The organism is Amycolatopsis sp. NPDC003865, from assembly GCF_053605345.1.
Map to the genome: position 1 here is coordinate 1,008,820 of NZ_JBSGJA010000001.1, position 16,725 is coordinate 1,025,544.

Consider the following 16,725-nt stretch of genomic DNA (forward strand, 5'->3'; position numbering starts at 1 on the left):
CTCACACACCGTCGGAAAGGACGGGTTTCTTCGTCATGCCCGAAAACTGGTTCATCACCGGCTGCTCCACCGGCCTCGGCCGCGCACTGGCCGAAGCCGTGCTCGCCCGCGGCCACCGCGCCGCCGTCACGGCCCGCGACCCGGCGAGCGTCGCCGGCCTCGTCGCGGACCACGGCGACCGCGCGCTCGCCCTCCCGCTCGACGTCACCGACCACGCGCAGGTCGTCGACGCGGTCAAGCAGGCCGAAAGCGCGTTCGGCGCGATCGACGTCCTGGTCAACAACGCCGGCTACGGCTACCTCGCCGCGATCGAGGAAGGCGAGGACGCCGAGGTCCGGAACCTGTTCGACGCCAACGTCTTCGGTCTCGCCGACGTCACGAAAGCCGTCCTGCCCGGCATGCGCGCCCGGCGCGGCGGGCACGTCGTGAACGTGTCGTCGCTGGGCGGGCTCGCCGCCTTCGGGGCCACCGGCTACTACCACGCGACGAAGTTCGCCGTGGAAGGGCTTTCCGAGTCCCTCGCCGCCGAGGTGGCGCCGCTGGGCATCAAGGTGACGATCGTGGAGCCCGCCGCGTTCCGCACCAACTGGTCCGGGCCGTCGATGCGGCAGTCGTCGATCCGGATCGACGACTACGCCGAGACCGCCGGCGCGCGCCGCGCGGCGACCACCGCCACCTACGGCCACCAGCCCGGCGACCCGGTCCGCGCGGCCGAGGCGATCCTCGCCGCCGTGCACGCCGAAGAACCACCGCTGCGGCTGCTGCTCGGCAAGGCCGCCTACGACATCGCCACCGCCCGGCTCGACACCCTGCGGGCCGGCTTCGAGACCTGGCGCGAGACCACCCTCGCCGCCGACTTCCCGGAAGGAACCGCGTGAAAACCGTCCTCATCACCGGCGCCAGCAGCGGCATCGGCCACGCCACCGCGCTGCGCCTGGCCCGCGAAGGCCACCACGTCGTGCTCGGCGCCCGCCGGGAGGACCGGCTGACCGCGCTGGCGAAGGAGATCCACGACGCCGGCGGCACCGCCGACGTGCACCGGCTCGACGTCACCGACCGCGCGAGCGTCACCGCCTTCGCCGACGCCGCCGTCGAAGCGCACGGCCGGCTCGACGTGTTCGTCGCCAACGCCGGCGTGATGCCGTTGTCCCGCTTGGACTCCCTGCACGTCGACGAGTGGGACCGGATGATCGACGTCAACGTCCGCGGCCTGCTGCACGGGATCGCGGCCGCCCTGCCGCACTTCCGGCGGCAGGGGACCGGGCACTTCGTGACGATCGCCTCGACCGGCGCGCACGAGGTCGTGCCGACGGCCGCGGTCTACTGCGGCACGAAGTACGCCGCCCGCGCGATCACCGAAGGCCTGCGGCTGGAAGCGGAGCCCGGCATCCGCGTCACGACCGTTTCGCCCGGCGTCGTCGAGTCCGAACTGGCCGATTCCATCACCGAAGCCGGTGCGCGGGAAGCGATGCGGGCCTACCGCGCGGTGACGCTGCCGCCGGACACCATCGCCGGCGCGATCTCCTACGCGATCGGGCAGCCGGACGGCGTGGACGTCAACGAAGTCATCGTGCGGCCCACCGCCCAGCGGTAGTCAGCGTTCCAGCTCGGCGATCACCCGCGGGATCCCGTCCACCAGCTCGCGCGCCAGCAGTCCCGTGCGGCCGGTGTCCGGGATCAGCCGCTGTCCCGCCACGGCGTGGACGTGCGTCGCCCAGCGGGCGGCCTGGCCGAGGTCCGCGCCCCGGGCGAGGAAGCCGCCGGTCAGGCCGGCCAGGACGTCGCCGCTGCCGGACGTCGCCAGCCCGATGTGGCCGCTGCCGTCCCGCCAGGTTCGCCCGTCCGGGTCCGCGACCACCCCGAAGAGCAGCACGACTCCTTCGTAGCGCTCGGCTATCCGGATCGCGGTCTCGAGGTCGTCGACGTCGGCTTCGTCGCAGCCGTCGAGGAACGCGGCTTCGGTCCGGTTCGGCGTCAGCACGAGCCGGCCGGACAGCGGCTTCGCCAGCTCCGGCGCCCGGCTCAGCGCGCCGAGCGCGAAGGCGTCGAGCACCACGCGGGCGTCCGGGGCGATGGCGGGTACCAAGCGCCGCAACAGGTCCTCGGTTTCCCCGGCACCGGTGAGCCCGGGTCCGATCACGACGGTGCCGGCGCCGGGCAGCACGTCGGCCAGCCGGTCGACGGCGTCCCCGGCGATCGCCCCGGACTCCGTTTCCGGCAGCCCGAACACCGACGACTCGGGTACCGCAACGCCGAGCGCGCCCGCGTGCCGCTCACTCACCGCGAGCTGCAGCGTGCCCGCCCCGGCGCGCAGGGCGGCCGTCCCGGACAGCGCCGGCGCACCCGGCACCGTCCGGGCGCCGCCGAGCACGAGCACGGTGCCGCGGTCCTCGGTGCCGATCCGCTCCTCCCGCAACAGCGCGGGGCTGATCGGCGCCGGGTCAGGAGAGCTGCTCGGCGGCATCGTCGTCCGCCGTGGGCGGGGTGTCGGTGGCGTGCAGGTGGCCGACTTCCTGGGCCAGCACCATGGTGAACCCGCCGTCGCGGTCGCGCTCCCAGGCCGTCACCGACCCGTTGGGGACCTCGGTGGTGTTCGCCGCGCGCAGCAGGTCGGGCTCCGGCAGGCCTTCGAGCAGGTAGCGCAGGGCGAAGACGGTCATCTCGTGCGCGGCCAGCAGCACGCGCTTGCCGCCGTGATCCGCGCTCAGCTCCCGCATCAGGGATCGCAGCCGCAGCACGACGTCCGCCCAGGACTCCCCGCCGGGCGGCCGGTAGTAGAACTTGCCCAGCCGCCGCTTGCGCCGCAGCTCGTCGGGCCACCGCTCTTCGACACCGTGCGAGGTCAGCAGGTCCAGCACGCCGAGCTCGCGGTCGCGCAGCCGTTCGTCGGGCACGACCGGGACCCCGTCCGGCGTCGCCAGGAGCGCGGTGTCCCAGGCGCGGCGGTAGGTCGAGGTGACGACGAGATCCGGCGGGCGCTCGGCCAGGAACTCCCCCGCGGCCTTCGCCTGCTCGCGGCCGAGGTCGGTCAACGGCACATCGGCGTCGCGCTCGGCGATGTCGATCACATCCGCCCCCGCCGACTCCGCCTCTTCCCTGGCCACGTTCCCGGTGCTCTGCCCGTGGCGCAGCACGGCCACCCACTCCAAGTCGACGCTCACGCCCGGGTGGTTACCCGCGGGGACCCGCCGCCGAAACCCGGGATGGTTAGGCGCGCAAAGGAGTTCCGGCTAGGGTCTTTCCATGTCCCGGAGTCTCGGCGCCCACGACCGGCTGCAGCAGCTGGAGAAGATCCTCGGCGTACCCGCCGAACACCTGGGGCTGGCCGAGTTGCTCGCCGAGACGCTGCAGCGCCTGCGCGAGGTGATGGAGGTCGACACCGCGACCGTGCTGCGGTACCAGGCCAGCGGGCGCCAGCTCGTCGCCTTCGCCGCGGCCGGCATCGAAGAAGAGGTCCACCAGGGTGTCCGGGTGCCGATCGGCAGCGGGTTCGCCGGCCGGGTGGCGCTCGAGCGCCGGCCCGTCGTGCTCGACCACGTCGACGAGACGACCGTCGTGAACTCGCTGCTGTGGGAGCGGGGACTGCGCGCGATGCTCGGTGTGCCGATGGTCGCCGGGTCCGAGCTCGTCGGCGTGCTGCACGTCGGGTCCGTCACCCCGCGGGAGTTCACCGAGGCCGAAGTCGCGACGATGCAGCTGCTCGCGGACCGCCTCGCCATGGCGATCCAGGTGGAAGCGCTCGAAGAGAACCGCACCGCCACCATGGCGCTGCAGCGCAGCCTGCTGCCCAGCAGCCTGCCGGAGGTGCCCGGCCTGGCCTTCGGCGCGCGGTACGTGCCGGGCGCGGAGAGCGGGCTCGGCGGCGACTGGTACGACCTGTTCGTCCTGCCCGGCGACCGGCTCGGGATCGTGATGGGCGACGTCTCCGGCCACGGGCTGGAGGCCGCCGTGATCATGGGGCGGCTGCGCAGCGCCCTGCGCGCGTACGCCCTCGACTGCGAAAGCCCCGACGAGGTGCTCGCCAAGCTCGACCGCAAGGCCAACCACTTCGAGCACGGCGCGATGGCGACCGTCGCCTACGGGATCGTCGGGCCGGGCCGCGGGAGCATCGCCCTGTCGCTGGCCGGGCACCTGCCGCCGGCGGTCGCGGTGCCCGGCGAGCCGGGCCGGCTGGTGGACGTGCGACCGGATCCCCCGATCGGGTTGACCATCGGCGAGCCCCACCGGCACACCACGGTGCTCGACCTGGCACCGGGCAGCGTGCTCGCCTTCTACACCGACGGCCTGGTCGAGCGCCGGGACCGGCCGGTGGACACCGGGATGCGGCAGCTGGCGGAAGTCCTGCGCGCCGACGCCCCCGAGCGGGTCTGCGCGAAGCTGATGGCCACGATGATCGGCAACCGGGCGGCCCAGGACGACGTCGCCCTGCTGGCCATCCAGCGCCTGACTGTCCCGGCCGGCGACTGACCCCGGCCGGGACGCCCCTCACGACGCGGTCAGCGCCGCCTCGCGGGTCGGGAACAGCGAGAGGCTGTCCTCGAGCCCGGTCAGCTGGATCGGGCGCAGGGTCGCCCGGCCGGACGCGACGATCCGCACCACGGTGCCGGGACCGGCGTCGCGGTGGATGGTCAGCAACGCCGTCAACCCGGGAGAGGCGAGGAACTCCACCCTGGTCAGGTCGACGACCAGCAGCGGCGGGGCCGCCGCCAGCGCCTCTTCCGCGGCTTGCACGAGGGCGGGCGCGGTGGTCGTGTCCACGTCTCCCGCCACCTCGACGACGACCGCGTCGCCTTGCTCCATCCGGGCGATCCGGAATTCGCCGAATGGCACAGCGGTGGCCGAGCCCTCAGTGTGGATGTGCTCCGTCATCGTGTTTCTCCTCGCCTTCGGCAGCGCCCCGGAACGTCCGGAGGGCGCGCGTGATCACGAAGGCTGTCTGCTCAACCGGGATCAATCATGCCCGCACCCCGCGGCCGCCGCCGTGTCAGCACCCCCTCCGCTTTGCGGGGCGTCCGGGACCAGGCAGGATGAGCCGCATGGCCGAAACGGACGCGACCGGGAACACACTCGGGGACGCGGCGAGCTCAGCGGGCACGGTGGCGCTGAACCACCACGACGGCACCGCCGTGCTGCGCGTCGACGGCGCACTCGACCTCGCACTGGCGCCGAAGCTGCGGCAGCTCGCCGAACGCGCCGCGCGCCTGGAACCCGCGGTGCTCGTCATCGACCTGACCGGCGTCACCTTCCTGGCCTCGGCGGGCATGGCCGAACTCGTGCGGGCGCACCGCGGGCGGACGGTGTCGGCACCGCTGCGGGTGGTGGCCACCGGCCGGATCACCCTGCGCCCGCTGGAGCTGACCCGGCTGACCGACGAGCTGGCGATCTACCCGTCGCTGGCCGAGGCACTGGCCGCCGGATGACCACCCCGGAGTTCGACGAGCTGCTCGGTGCCGTGCGCCGGGCCTTCGCCGACGCCTCCGGTTCCCCCGTGCCCACCGAAGTCCGGCCCCTCGACCCCGCCGAAGCGCGCGCGGTGCTCGGCGACCGCGTCGCGGTGGCCGTGACCGACCCCGCGCTGCTCGCGGATCTGGTGCCGGGCCGCGGGATCACCGCCGCGATCGCCGTCGCCGCCGACGACGGGGGCGCGCTGGTCCACACCACCGGCGCGGTCACCGGGGCACCGTCGGCCGTCGCCGCCGCGGTCGAAGCCGCGACCGCCCGCCTGTCGGCCACCGTGCGGCAGCTGCGCGGCGAAGCGGTCGTGCTCGACGCGCTGCACTCCACCGGCCGCGAGCTGACCGCGCAGCTGGACCTCGACCGGATCGTGCAGGACGCCACCGACGCCGCCACGAAAGCGACCGGCGCCGAGTTCGGCGCGTTCTTCTACAACCTGGTGAACGAGCTCGGCGAGTCCTACACGCTGTACACGATTTCGGGCGTGCCGCGGGCGGCGTTCGAGCGGTTTCCCATGCCGCGCAACACCGACGTGTTCGCGCCGACCTTCGACGGCACCGGTACCGTGCGCAGCCCCGACATCACGAAGGACCCGCGGTTCGGGCGGAACGCGCCCTACCACGGGATGCCGGCGGGACACCTGCCCGTGTGCAGCTACCTCGCCGTCTCGGTGCTCAGCCCGACCAGCGGAGAGGTGCTGGGCGGGTTCTTCTTCGGCCACTCCGAGCCCGACCGGTTCACCGCGCGGCACGAGTACCTCGCCGAGGGCATCGCCGCCTACTCGGCCATCGCGCTGGACAACGCCCGCCTGTACGAGCGCGAACGCACCCTCGCCTCGGAGCTGTCACGCAGCATGCTCCCGGTCGCGCCGCCGACGCCCGGCCTCGACGTCGTCACCCGGTATCTGCCCGCGGTGACCGGGAGCAAGGTGGGCGGCGACTGGTTCGACGTCATCGCGCTCCCGTCCGGCGCGACCGCGTTCGTCATCGGCGACGTCGTCGGCCACGGCGTCACGGCCGCGACCGTGATGGGCCAGGTCCGCACGGCCATCCGCTGCTACGCGTTGCTCGAGCTGCCCCCGTCGGAGGTGCTGCGCAATGTCTCCGCGCTGACCGGCGGGCTGTTCGGCGAAAGCTTCGTCACGTGTTTCTACGCGGTGCACCGGCCGGACGAGGGCACGCTGACCTACGCCAACGCCGGTCACCTGCCGGCGATCCTGGTCCGGCCGGACGGCGGACCGGAGCAGATCGGCGAGGCGCTGGCGCAACCGCTCGGCGTCGGTTCGGAGTTCCCCCAGCGCGGCACCGGGTTCCCGCCCGGCGCGGACCTGGTGCTCTACACCGACGGGCTGGTCGAAAGCCGCACGCGCGACCTCACCCTCGGGGTCGAATGGCTGCTGGCCGGCATCCCTTCCGTGCTCGCCGCGGCCGACCTCGGCACAGCCTGGGACAAGCTCGTCACCGAGCTGACCCTCGGCAGGCACGACGACGACATCGCCCTGATCCACGTGCGCCACCGCGGAGAGGACCCAGCATGACGGACCCCCTCCCCCCGGGCGCGCCCGCGCCGCCGGCGTCGTTCCACCGGCGCATCGCCGCGGTGGCCGACCGGCTGCCGGAGCTGCGCGAAGCGCTGGCGGACTGGCTGAGCGCCCTCAGCTTGAGCGAAGAGCGCCGGGAGGACATCGTCCTGGCCGGCTACGAGGCGATGGCCAACTCCGCCGAACACGCCTACCGCCACGGCGAACCGGGTCCGGTCGACGTCCGCGCCGAAGAGCTGAACGGGCGGCTGACGGTGACGGTCACCGACTACGGCGCCTGGCGCACCCCCACCGCGACGAACGGGCTGCGCGGCCGCGGCCTGCTGCTGATCGACAGCCTCGCCGACCAGAGCGCGCAGGTGCACCGCGAGGACGGCACGACGGTCACGATGACCTGGCTCGGCTGAAGCCGCCGCACCGGGGCGCGGGGGGCCGCTTCGGCCGGTGGCGGCTCGCCGGGCGGTCCCGACCACACGTCGATCGCACCGCCGCGCACGACCGGCTTCCGTGGCCCGCGTCACCCGTGCGTGTGGCGTTCGCGTGCGCGGCGGGGCCCGTCCCGGGCGGGTAGGCTCGGCCGGGGCCGCGTGATCGGGAGTGTGATGACCGTCGGCGAGGAATCCGGCCAGCGGGCCGTCTTCCCGGGCACCAGCCAGATGGCCGCCCGGATGCGGGACTTCGACTGGGCGTCGTCGCCGCTCGGGGAACCGGCGGGCTGGCCGGCGAGCCTGACCGCGGCGGTGCGGATCTGCCTCACCTCACGCTTCCCGATGATCGTCTGGTGGGGCCCGGAGCTGCGGTTTCTCTACAACGACGCCTACCTGCCGCTGCTCGGCACCAAGCACCCCGCGCTGGACAAGCCGGGCGCTCAGGTCTGGGACGAGATCTGGCACATCATCGGCCCGATGCTCGACAGCGTGATGGCCACCGGCGAGGCGACCTGGTCGGAGGACCTGCTGCTGCCGATGAACCGGCACGGCTACTGGGAAGAGACCTACTGGACCTACTCCTACAGCCCGGTCCACGACGACGAAGGCGTCGTGCGCGCGGTGTTCACCGCGGTCACCGACACCACCGAGCGCGTGATCGGCGAGCGCCGGATGGCCACGCTGCGCGAGCTCGGTGCCCAGGCCGGCATCGCCCGCACCGTCGGCGAGGCCTGCGAGCTGGTCGCCGGCGTGCTCGGCCGGGCCGGCGCCGACGTGCCGTACTCGGCGATCCACGTCCGCGAGGACGACGGCGGGCTCGCCCTCGCCGCCGCCACCCCCGGCGGGCCCGGGCACACCGGCGGCTGGCCCCTCGAAGAGGTGCTCGCCGACGGCACCCCGCGCACGGTCTCCGATCTGACCACCGCCTTCGGCGAGCTGCCGTCGGGCGAGTGGTCCACCCCGCCCACCGAGGCGATGGTCCTGCCGCTGCCCGGCGCACCCGGAACCGCGGCCACCGGCGTGATCGTGCTGGCGGCCAGCGCCGGGCGCGCGCTCGACGAGTCCTACCGGACGTTCCTCGGGCTCGTCGCCCAGCAGACGGCGGCGCTGGTCAACGGCGCGCTCGCCTACCAGGCCCAGCTGCGCCGCGCCGAGGAGCTGGCCGCGCTGGACGCGGCGAAGACGACGTTCTTCGCCAACATCAGCCACGAGTTCCGGACCCCGCTCACCCTGATCCTCGGCCCGGTCGCCGAGCTGGCCAAGACGCTGGAGGACGCGGACGAGCGCGTCCGCGAAGAGGTCGCCGTCATCCACCGCAACGCGCTGCGGCTGGGCCGGCTGGTGAACAACCTGCTCGACTTCTCGCGGATCGAGGCGGGCCGGATGCAGGCGCGCTTCGAGCCGGTCGACCTTTCGGCGTTCACCGCGGAGCTGGCGAGCGTGTTCCGCGCCGCCGTCGAGCGGGCCGGGCTGCGCTTCGAGGTCGGCTGCCCGCCGCTGGGCAGGCCGGTGCACGTCGACCGCGGGATGTGGGAGAAGGTCGTCCTCAACCTGCTGTCCAACGCGGTCAAGTACACCTTCGACGGCGAGATCGGGGTGCGCACCGCCCTCGACGGCGAGCACGCCGAAGTCGTCGTCTCCGACACCGGGATCGGGATCGACGCGGACGAGCTGCCCCGGCTGTTCGAGCGGTTCCACCGGATCCCCTCCTCGCGGTCGCGCTCGAACGAAGGCAGCGGGATCGGCCTGGCCCTGGTGCGCGAGCTCGTCGGGATGCACGGCGGCACGGTGGCCGTCGAGAGCACGCCGGGCGAGGGCACGACTTTCCGGATCCGGCTGCCGCTGGGCACCCGCCACCTGCCCGCCGAGCACGTCGCCTCGGAGCCGTCGGCGGGCGGGCTCGCCGCGGACACCGTCGAGCCGTACGTCCAGGAGGCGCTGCGCTGGCTGCCGGAGGACGATCCCGGACCCGCCGCCGGGGCGGCCCCGGCCACGGGCGCCCGGGTGCTGGTCGCCGACGACAACGCCGACATGCGCGACTACCTGGCCCGGCTGCTGCGCGAGGACTACGTGGTCACGGCGGTCCGCGACGGCGTCGAGGCGTTCGCCGCCGCGGCCGCCGAGCCGCCCGAGCTGATCATCAGCGACGTGATGATGCCGCGGCTGGACGGGCTCGGCCTGCTCGCCGAGCTGCGGCGGGACCCGCGCACCGCCGCGGTGCCCGTGCTGCTGCTCTCCGCCCGCGCCGGGCAGGAGGCCGCCGTCGACGGGCTGGCCGCGGGGGCCGACGACTACCTGGTCAAGCCGTTCTCCGCGCGGGAGCTGCTCGCCCGCGTCCGCACGACCATCCGGCTGGCGCGGCTGCGGACGCAGCACTCGCGGTGGCGCGCGGCGATGATCGAGTCGATGCAGGAGGGCTTCTTCGTCTGCGACGCCGACGGGCGGGTCGTGGAGATGAACGCCGCGTGCAGCGACCTGATCGGGTACGGGCCCGACGGCCTGCCCTACTCGCCGCCGTTCCCGTGGGCGCCGGACCCGGACGACGACCCGGTCGCCTACCGGCAGGTGGCCGACGCGCTGGGCCGGTCGCGGACCGAGCCGTCCGGGAACTTCGTGCTGCCGTTGCGCCACCGCGAAGGGCACCGGGTGTGGGCCGCGATCTCCTACAACGAGCTGCACGACGACGAGGGCCGTCGCCGGCTCGTCGGCACGATCCGCGACGTCACGGCCGAGCGCTACGCGGTGCAGCGGGAAACCGCGCTGGCCGCGATGAACCAGCGGCTCGCCGGCGTCAGCGGGGTGCCCGAAGTGCTCCGCACGGCGCTGGACCTGCTGCGCGAGCTGTGGCAGGCCGAGCGTGTGCTCGCGGTGACGTGGGTGCGCGAGGGCGAACCGGAGCTGACCTCCACCGACGCCGGCGACCGGCGGTGGACCGACCTGGCGGCGCCGTTGCGCGCGAAGCTCGGCGAGGTCCGGTCCCTGCCCGCGCTGCACGCGACGCCCGCGGAGGGCGGCGCCGGCGCGACGCTGGACCACCCCGGTGGCCGGCTGACGCTCTGGGTGGAGCCCGACCCGGGCCGCCCGCTCGGCATCGAGGACCGGACGCTGCTGGCGCTGCTGGCCGGGACGCTGGCGCACGCGCTGCGCCGCGCCCACCGCGACGACCGGCAGCGCGAGGTCGCCATCGCGCTGCAGCGCTCGATCCTCGGCCCGGCGCTGCTGCCCGACGGCTTCGCGGTGCGCTACGAACCGGCGAACCCGCCGCTGGAGGTGGGCGGTGACTGGTACGACGTGGTCCCGCTGTCGGGCGACCGGATCGGCATCGTCGTCGGCGACTGCGTCGGCCGGGGGCTCGCCGCGGCCGCGGTGATGGGCCAGCTGCGCAGCGCCTGCCGCGCCCTGCTGCTGGAGGCCAACGGCCCGGCGCACACCCTGACCACGCTCGACCGCTTCGCCGACCGGCTGCCGGGTGCCTTGTGCACCACCGTCTTCTGCGGCGTCCTCGACCCCGCGACCGGCACGCTCACCTACAGCAGCGCCGGGCACCCGCCCGCCACGCTCGTGCACCAGGACGGCTCGGCGGAGTTCCTCGACGCGGGCGGCAGCGTGCCGCTCGCGGTCCGCGTCCCGGTCGCGCGCCCGGAGGCCACGGCGGTCGTCCCGGTCGGCTCACTGCTGATGCTCTACACCGACGGTCTCGTCGAGCGCCGCCGCGAGGCGCTCGACGACGGCATCGACCGGGCAACCTCGGTCGCCCACGGCGCGCGGGAGGCCGACCTCGCCGATCTGGCGGCCACGCTGATGGGCAGGCTGCGGCCGGCGGACGGCTACGAGGACGACGTCGCGCTGCTGCTGTACCGGCGGTCGGTGCCGCCGCTGGAGCTGGACTTCCCGGCGCACCCGGACAACCTCGCCTCGACCCGGCACTGGCTGCGCGCGTGGCTGGGCACCGCCTCGCTCGGCGAGGAGCTCGCGCAGGACATCCTCGTCGCCGCCGGCGAGGCCTGCGCGAACGCCGTCGAACACGCCTACCCCGGCGCCGAGGGGGTCGCGCACCTGTCGGCCCGCTTCGCCGGCGCGCACCTGGTCGTCACGGTGACCGATCGCGGACACTGGAAGCAGGCACCACCGGACAACCACGTGCTGCGCGGCCGCGGGATGCCGATGATGGAGGCGCTCGCCGACGCGGTCTCCGTCCGGCACGACGCGACCGGCACCACCGTCACCCTGGAATGGAGAATCGGTTCGTGACCACGGCACTCACGCTGGTCGCCTCCGCGGGCGACGACGGAGACCGGATCCTGACCGTGACCGGCGAGATCGACATGGGCAACGCCGCGGACTTCAGCGCGGCCCTCGAGCGTGAGCTGGCGGCCGGGGTGGCGCTGACCGTCGACCTGACCGGGGTGGCCTACCTCGACAGCGCCGGCATCGCCGCGCTCTTCGACCGGGCGGGTGGGCACGACGTGCGCCTGATCGCGCCGCGCCTGCTCGACCGCGTCCTGCGTGTCTCGGGTCTCACCCTGGTCGCGAAAGTGACGATCCGCTGAGGGGTTGGCCACCGGCCAACGGGGTAAGCGGGCGGCAGCGACGGTCGCGGGGTGGGTTGTGCTGCCGGCTGTCGCCAGGTGGCCCCGGCGCCCAACCCACGACGTTCAGCAGCGAGCGCCGGGCCGGGAGCCACCGCCCCCTCCTCGTCCGCCGGCGCGGGTATCGTTCGCCGCAGCAGCCGGACGGAGGTGACCGCAGTGACCGGCGAACCGATCCCGCCCGAGCACTTCGACGAGCTGACCGCGGCGATGGCGGACCTGGCCACGGCCCTCGAGACCGAGCCGTCCGAGTCCGAAATCCTCCAGGCCGTCTGCGCCGAAGCCGTCCGGGCCGTGCCCGGGGCCGACATGGCCAGCATCACCGCGATCCGCGACGGCGAGCCGGAAACCGCCGCCTCCACCGACGACCGCGCCGTCGACATCGACCGGGTGCAGTACGAGGCGGGCGAAGGCCCGTGCCTGCGGGCGGCCGAGACCGGCGAGATCGTCCGGCTGCCGCTCGCCACGGCGGGGGCGGTCTGGCCCGAGTTCACCAGCTACGCACGCGGACAGGGTGTCGGCAGCTACCTCGCCGCGCCGCTGCGCGTGGACGACGCCCTCGCCGGCGCGCTGAACCTGTTCGGCTACGGCGACCACGGCTTCGCCGAGACCGACTCGCGGCTGCTGGCGCTCTACACCACGATCGTCTCGTTCGGCCTGCGCTCCACCCGCCGCTACCTGACCGCCCGCCGCCGCGTCGCCGAGCTCGAGACGGCGATGAGCTCGCGGGCGGTGATCGAGCAGGCCAAGGGCATCCTGATGGCCGTGCACCGGATCACCGCCGACGACGCCATGAAGCGGCTGATCGCGGAGTCCCAGCACACCAACGTGAAGCTCCGGGACGTCGCGGCGCGGTTCGTGGAAGGACTGTCCTCGGCGGACTGACGCTCAGGCGGTGCGGCGGGCCGGGAACGGCCAGGTCAGCGTGATCACCGTGCCGTCGTCGGTCGAGCGCATGTCGAGCCCGTCGACCAGCGCCTGGATCAGCCGCAGGCCACGGCCCCGGTCGGGCCGCTCGGTGACCGACGTCCAGCGCCCCTGGTCGGCGACGGTGACGATCAGCACGTCTTCGTCGATCCGCGCACGGACGTCGATCAGCCCCGGCCGGCCGTGGTAGGCGTGGTCCAGCACGTTGGCCATCGCTTCCCAGCAGGCCAGGACGACGTCGTCGGCCTGCCGCCCGACCTCGTCGCCGGCGCGTCTGCGCAGCCACGAAACCAGGTGCCGCCGCAGGCTCGGCAGCGTCCGTGGCGAAATGGTGCCGCGGTACCGCCAGCCGTCCGCTTCGTGCTCTTCCACGTTCACCTCCCCGGGGGACTGTGGGTTTGCTACCCACCGGTCCGGTTTCTCAATCACGGGTAACGGCTCCGGCTGCTGCTTTCGGACCTGGTGCGCCGCGACCGGGCGTGATCGGATGTGCCGATGACTCGGTCGACGTCGTCCGTGGTGCTGTGCGCGGTGCTGGCCGCCGCCCTCCTCCCCGTCCCGGCCGCCGCCGCGGCCCCGGATCCGGGGCCGGGCGCGCTCTCGCACTTCGGCCTGGCCCGCAAGGACTGCCTGGGCACCGCCCGGAACACCACCAGCAAGGCGTGGTTCACGGTCGCGGGCGGCGTGCTGTCCGACGTCTACGCGCCGGTGATCGACAACACGAACGTCGAGACGCTGCAGTTCGCCGTCACCGACGGCCGCACGTTCACCGACCTGCAGGCGCGGGACATGACCTACACCGTCCGCACGAGCGCGGGCGGGATGGCGTGCGAGGTGACCTCGACCCCGCGCAACGGCAGGTACAAGCTGGTCACCGAGTACCTGACCGACCCCGCGCGCACCGGCGTGCTGATCCGGACCCGCCTGGACCCGCTGCGCGGATCCGGGAGCGACCTCAAGGTCTACGTGCGGTTCGACGCGAGCATCAACGGCAACGGCGGTGGTGGCCCGGCCAACGGCGGCGGGGACACGGCTTCGGTGGACGCCGCGACGTCCGCGCTGGTCAGCGCCGACCCGAACACGGTTTCGAGCGCGCCGGCCCGCGACTACGGGACCCCGCTGGCCGCCGCGCTGCGCGCCGACCGCCGGTTCCTGAGCACCTCCAGCGGGTTCGTCGGTACCGCCGGCGACGGGCTGGCCCAGCTCGACCGCGACCACCGGCTGACCGACCGGACGCCGTCGGCGGTGAACGGCAACGTCGTGCAGACCGCGCAGCTGGACCTGCAACCGCGCCGCCCGGTCACCCTGGCGCTGGGCTTCGGGTCCGACGCGCGCGCGGCGGTCCGGACCGCCGGCGCGAGCCTGCGGACGCCGTTCGACCAGAGCTACCGCGAGTACGCGCGCGGCTGGCGCGATTACGACAACGGGCTGATTCCCTTGCGAGGCAAGGACTCCGAAGACGCCACTGCGTACTTCCAGTCGGTCAACGTGCTGAAGGCCAGTGAGGACAAGACGTTCCCCGGCGCGGTGGTCGCGTCGCTCGGCAGCCCGTGGGGGCAGGCCGTCTCCGCGGGGGACGCGCCCGGCGGCAAGCCCGTCTACTTCGGGTCGTACCGCGAGATCTTCGCCCGCGACCTCTACGAAAGCTTCTCGGGGCTCTTGGCGGCCGGTGACCGCGACACCGCGCAGGCCAGCGTGCGATGGCTGTTCTCGCGCCAGCAGCAGCCGGACGGCCGGTTCCCGCGCAACTCGATGCTGAACGGCAAGAAGGCCCCCGACTCCGGCGGCGACCAGCTCGACGAGAGCGCGTACCCGATCCTGATGGCGTTGCAAGCGGGCCTCGATCGCGACCGGACGCTCTACACCGACCACATCCGTGCGGCCGCGGACTTCGTCGTCGCGCACGGCCCGGCGTTCGGCTCCGAGCGCTGGGAGGAACAGGGCGGCTACTCCCCCTCGACGATCGCCGCCGAGATCGCCGGGCTCGTCGCCGCCGGCGTGATCGCCGACCGCAACGGCGACAGTGCGCGCGCCCGCGTCTACCGGGCCACTGCGGACCACTTCCAGCGCAGCATCAAGGGCTGGACGGTCACGCAGAACGGACCGTACGGCGGCCGGTACTTCCTGCGGCTGACCAAGAACGGCGATCCGAACTCCGAGTGGATCTACAACCTCGGCAACGGCTCGGTCGACGCCGACCAGCGCGCGGTCGTCGACGCCGGGTTCCTCGAGCTGACCCGCCTCGGCGTGCTGCCGGCGAACGACGCGGACGTCACTGCGTCGCTCGGCGTCGTCGACCGGGTGATCAAGCGGGACACGCCCACCGGCCCGGGCTGGTACCGCTACGGGACTTCCGCGGCGGGCAGCGAAGACGGCTACGGCGACTGCTACGAGCCCGACCCGACGAACTGCGCGCCGACCGGGGCACCGTGGCCCGGGCCGAACACCGGGTCCGGCCACCTCTGGCCGGTGCTCGCGGGCGAACGCGGCGAGCAGGCCGTGCAGACCGGCGACCGGGCCGGCGCGGCGGCGCTGCTGCGCGCCATGCGGGCCCAGACCGGCGGCACCGGGCTGATTCCCGAGCAGACGTGGGAAGACCCGGCGCTGCCCGCGTCGCCCTACGGCTCGGACCCGCGCACGGCGTCGATCGGCTTCGCGCCCGGACAGCCCGCGGGTTCGGTCGCGCCGCTGAGCTGGGCCCAGTCGCAGTCGGTGCGGCTGGCCAGGGCCCTCGACGACGGCCGCCTGCCCGAGCAGCCCGCCGACGTCCGCGCCCGGTACGTCACGCACGCCCCGCCGGCCGCGCTGGCGGTCACGCTCGACGCGCCGGCGTCGGTGTCCACCGCGACCGCGGCGGTCACCGGGACCGCGCCCGCGGGCAGCCAGGTCGACCTGGCCGTCTCGAACACCGACGGCGGCACGACGTCGGTGGTGTCGGTGCGGGCGACGGCGGCGGGGACGTTCGGCGCGACGGTGCCGACCCCGCTGGGCGCGAACGTCGTCACGGCGGCAGCCACCTCCGGCGGCGGCACGGGGTACGCGCAGAAGACGATCAGCTCGGACTTCGTCACCGGCACGGTCCTGCTCGACCAGGCCGACCCGGACGGCGACGACAACGGCCCGGCCGCGTTCACCTACCCGACGGCCGGGGACTTCCACGCGGGCGCGTTCGACCTGCAGCGGTTCCAGGTCATCGACTCGGGCACGAACCTCGTGTTCCGCGCCCAGGTCCGCGACCTGACGCCGACGTTCGGCTCGCCGCTGGGCGCGCAGCTGCTGACGATCTACGCGCACGACCCGGCCGCGACGGCGACGTCGACCGCCCCGCCGTTCCCGAGCCGGGCGTACACGATCGCGGCTCAAGACGCGTGGAGCCGTCGGATCGAGGTCCAGGGCTTCGCCGATCCGGCGCTCGTCGACGCTTCGGGCGCGACGCTGGCGACGCCTTCGGTGCAGGCTTCGCAGGCGACGCGGTACATCACGATGAGCGTCGCGAAGTCGGCGTTCGGGACCCCGGCGGCCGGCTGGACGTTCGCGGTGGTGCTGACCGGGCAGGACGGCAACTCCCCCGACCAGGCGCGGCCGTTCACGCCGACGGCGGGCCAGTACACGTTCGGCCTGTGCGCCGCGGGCGGGACCGCGCCGATCTGCGCGGCGGACCCGGCGACGGCCCCGAAGGCCCTGGATGTGCTGACGCCGTCCGGAGTGGACCAGGCCGTCGAGCTGGACCCGACGCGGGGGCCGGTCGCAGTGCGCGGGGTGCCGGTCGGGTGATCCTGGCAAGCTG

The 16,725-nt window shown here is 74.0% G+C and carries 14 protein-coding genes; 10 read left to right on the forward strand and 4 right to left on the reverse strand.

Annotation, left to right across the window (positions count from 1 at the left end; translation table 11 throughout):
- Positions 1 to 35 precede the first annotated feature (35 nt).
- Entirely contained in the window at positions 36 to 878 is an 843-nt protein-coding gene (locus ACWEVP_RS04480) for an oxidoreductase (RefSeq protein WP_452061229.1), read from the forward strand.
- Positions 875 to 1,594, forward strand: a complete 720-nt coding sequence (locus ACWEVP_RS04485; protein ID WP_452061230.1) for an SDR family oxidoreductase — start codon at positions 875 to 877, stop codon at positions 1,592 to 1,594. Before ACWEVP_RS04480 ends, ACWEVP_RS04485 begins: the two co-directional genes overlap by 4 nt.
- Here ACWEVP_RS04485 and ACWEVP_RS04490 read toward each other — a convergent pair whose 3' ends face one another.
- On the reverse strand, positions 1,595 to 2,464 hold the full coding sequence (locus tag ACWEVP_RS04490; RefSeq protein ID WP_452061231.1) for an NAD(P)H-hydrate dehydratase: 870 nt from the start codon (positions 2,462 to 2,464) through the stop codon (positions 1,595 to 1,597). It abuts the gene before it with no gap.
- Positions 2,442 to 3,161, reverse strand: coding sequence for a histidine phosphatase family protein (locus ACWEVP_RS04495; RefSeq protein WP_452061232.1), 720 nt, complete (start codon positions 3,159 to 3,161; stop codon positions 2,442 to 2,444). The genes ACWEVP_RS04490 and ACWEVP_RS04495 overlap by 23 nt, the downstream gene beginning before the upstream one ends.
- A gap of 82 nt (positions 3,162 to 3,243) precedes the next feature.
- Between ACWEVP_RS04495 and ACWEVP_RS04500 the strand changes: the two genes are divergently transcribed.
- A complete protein-coding gene (locus ACWEVP_RS04500) occupies positions 3,244 to 4,467 on the forward strand; it encodes a PP2C family protein-serine/threonine phosphatase (RefSeq protein ID WP_452061233.1) in 1,224 nt (407 codons plus the stop codon).
- Positions 4,468 to 4,485: 18 nt separating this feature from the next.
- Here the strand turns inward: ACWEVP_RS04500 and ACWEVP_RS04505 are convergent, their stop codons facing one another.
- Positions 4,486 to 4,869, reverse strand: coding sequence for an STAS domain-containing protein (locus tag ACWEVP_RS04505; protein ID WP_452061234.1), 384 nt, complete (start codon positions 4,867 to 4,869; stop codon positions 4,486 to 4,488).
- 167 nt (positions 4,870 to 5,036) lie between these two features.
- On the opposite strand from ACWEVP_RS04505, the gene ACWEVP_RS04510 reads away from it, so the two are divergent.
- From ACWEVP_RS04510 to ACWEVP_RS04535, 6 genes are all read left to right on the forward strand, one after another.
- Positions 5,037 to 5,420, forward strand: a complete 384-nt coding sequence (locus ACWEVP_RS04510) for an STAS domain-containing protein (RefSeq protein WP_452061235.1) — start codon at positions 5,037 to 5,039, stop codon at positions 5,418 to 5,420.
- Positions 5,417 to 6,991, forward strand: coding sequence for a PP2C family protein-serine/threonine phosphatase (locus ACWEVP_RS04515; protein ID WP_452061236.1), 1,575 nt, complete (start codon positions 5,417 to 5,419; stop codon positions 6,989 to 6,991). The genes ACWEVP_RS04510 and ACWEVP_RS04515 overlap by 4 nt, the downstream gene beginning before the upstream one ends.
- Positions 6,988 to 7,401, forward strand: a complete 414-nt coding sequence (locus ACWEVP_RS04520; RefSeq protein ID WP_452061237.1) for an ATP-binding protein — start codon at positions 6,988 to 6,990, stop codon at positions 7,399 to 7,401. The genes ACWEVP_RS04515 and ACWEVP_RS04520 overlap by 4 nt, the downstream gene beginning before the upstream one ends.
- Before the next feature lie 195 nt (positions 7,402 to 7,596).
- Entirely contained in the window at positions 7,597 to 11,673 is a 4,077-nt protein-coding gene (locus ACWEVP_RS04525) for a SpoIIE family protein phosphatase (RefSeq protein ID WP_452061238.1), read from the forward strand.
- Positions 11,670 to 11,972 carry an STAS domain-containing protein gene (locus tag ACWEVP_RS04530; protein WP_452061239.1) on the forward strand — a complete coding sequence of 101 codons (303 nt, stop codon included), beginning with the start codon at positions 11,670 to 11,672 and terminating at the stop codon, positions 11,970 to 11,972. Before ACWEVP_RS04525 ends, ACWEVP_RS04530 begins: the two co-directional genes overlap by 4 nt.
- A gap of 198 nt (positions 11,973 to 12,170) precedes the next feature.
- Complete coding sequence (locus tag ACWEVP_RS04535; protein WP_452061240.1) at positions 12,171 to 12,896, forward strand: ANTAR domain-containing protein; 726 nt, start codon at positions 12,171 to 12,173, stop codon at positions 12,894 to 12,896.
- A 3-nt stretch (positions 12,897 to 12,899) separates the two neighbouring features.
- Here the strand turns inward: ACWEVP_RS04535 and ACWEVP_RS04540 are convergent, their stop codons facing one another.
- Entirely contained in the window at positions 12,900 to 13,310 is a 411-nt protein-coding gene (locus ACWEVP_RS04540) for an ATP-binding protein (protein WP_364461223.1), read from the reverse strand.
- Between the two features lie 123 nt (positions 13,311 to 13,433).
- Here ACWEVP_RS04540 and ACWEVP_RS04545 point away from each other — a divergent pair, with 123 nt between their 5' ends.
- Positions 13,434 to 16,712, forward strand: coding sequence for a glucodextranase DOMON-like domain-containing protein (locus ACWEVP_RS04545; RefSeq protein WP_452061241.1), 3,279 nt, complete (start codon positions 13,434 to 13,436; stop codon positions 16,710 to 16,712).
- Positions 16,713 to 16,725: the final 13 nt, after the last annotated feature.